This is a genomic window from Rhodopseudomonas sp. BR0C11 (genome assembly GCF_010820945.1).
Taxonomy (GTDB): Bacteria; Pseudomonadota; Alphaproteobacteria; order Rhizobiales; family Xanthobacteraceae; genus Rhodopseudomonas; species Rhodopseudomonas palustris_H.
Genome location: NZ_QTKI01000670.1, coordinates 1 through 1,532 on the forward strand (window position 1 = coordinate 1; position 1,532 = coordinate 1,532).

The following is a 1,532-nucleotide window of genomic DNA, read 5'->3' on the forward strand; positions in this document are numbered from 1 at the left end:
TGGGCGCGGCGATTGCCGGGGCCGGACAGGCGGATGGCCAGGAAGCGTCCGCCGGCATCCAGCGCCAGTTCGGCGCGGATCTGCTGGCCGCGGCCCTGGCTGTCGGAGAGGAAGCTGGTGGAACGCTCGTCGGTCCACTTCACCGGGCGGCCGAGTGCCTTGGCGGCGTGCAGAATGCAGATGTACTCGGGGTAAGAAATGTTCTTCATCCCGAATGAGCCGCCGACCTGGCCGGTCAGCACCCGCACCTTGTCGGTCGGCACGCCGAGCAGTTTGGCCAGCGTATTGCGGTTACCGGAGACGCCCTGGGTCGGCAGCTGGATGGTGTAGCGGCCGTTCTGCTGATCGTAGGAGGCGAGCCCCACCCGCGGCTCCATCGGCACCGCGGCAACGCGGGTGTTCTCGATATCCAGCGTGGTGACGTGCGCGGCCGCGGCGAAGGCTGCGTTCACGGCCGCGGTGTCGCCGAAGTTATAGTCGAGCGCGACGTTGTTCTCGATGTGATCGTAGAGCTGGGGCGCGCCGGGCTGCATCGCGGCTTCTGCATCGGTGACGGCGGGGAGCGGGTCGATGTCGAGTTCGACCGCTTCGGCGGCATCGCGCGCCTGCGCCAGCGTCTTAGCAACCACAAACGCGACGGGCTCGCCGACGAAGCGCACCTTGTCGGTGGCCAGCGCGCCGTGATGGGTTTGCTTCAGCGGCGTGCCGTCGCGGCTCTTGAGGGGCAGGCCGGAACTGAACGGCGCGTAGCCGGCGACGGCGAGGTCGGCGCCGGTGTAGATCGCGCAGACGCCGGGCATTGCCTTGGCGGCCTCGGTGCCGATGCCGCGGATGATGCCGTGCGGATGCGGACTGCGCACCATCACGGCGTAAAACTGCCCCGGCAGATTGCAGTCGTCGGTGTAGCGGCCCTTGCCGCGCAGCAGCGTCTCGTCCTCTTTGCGCCGGACCGGCTGGCCCACGCCGAATTTGTGCAGCGCGAGGGTGGTGTCGAGCGACGCGTTGGCGGGGCTGTCCTGCATGAGGCTGTGTTCCGGCTTGAGAGGCGCGCGGGACGGGAAAAGGCCGCGTGGGGCGGCGTTTCTGCGCGGGGAATGTCAGTGCTGATAGTCCTAACGGATAGCGCAGCCGCCCACACGCCACAACGCACGAAACCGCATGCTTCGCCCGCTGGTGGGTTGCGCCGGGGCGGTGCGCTGCTAAACTTTCCGTGAATGATGATTTCGACGTCGGCCGTGCACGGCTGCGGAAAGACGAATTTGATGGACGACGAAACGCGGCTTCGCCCGGGCTCGCTGCCTGGCGAGGACCCGCACGCGATCGTTGCGATCGCCGAGGAGGAGCACGCCACCGCGTCCCACGGCGACGGCGTTTACGCCGCGCTCGACCTCGGCACCAATAACTGCCGGCTGCTGATCGCGCGGCCGGCGGGCGACGGCTTTCGCGTGATCGACTCGTTCTCGCGGATCATCCGGCTCAGAGAGGGCGTTGCCACCACCGGCCGGATCAGCGAGGCGGCGATCGGACGGGCG

Annotated in this window: 1 protein-coding gene and 1 pseudogene; one reads left to right on the top strand and one right to left on the bottom strand. The window is 68.3% G+C overall.

The genetic code is table 11. The features are described 5' to 3' along the window. On the bottom strand, positions 1-1,022 hold a 1,022-nt coding region (locus DYI24_RS26410), incomplete at its 3' end, for a xanthine dehydrogenase family protein molybdopterin-binding subunit (protein ID WP_164574413.1). Positions 1,023-1,262: 240 nt separating this feature from the next. Here DYI24_RS26410 and DYI24_RS26415 point away from each other — a divergent pair. Continuing rightward, positions 1,263-1,532: pseudogene (locus DYI24_RS26415) on the top strand (Ppx/GppA phosphatase family protein); the annotation flags it as partial.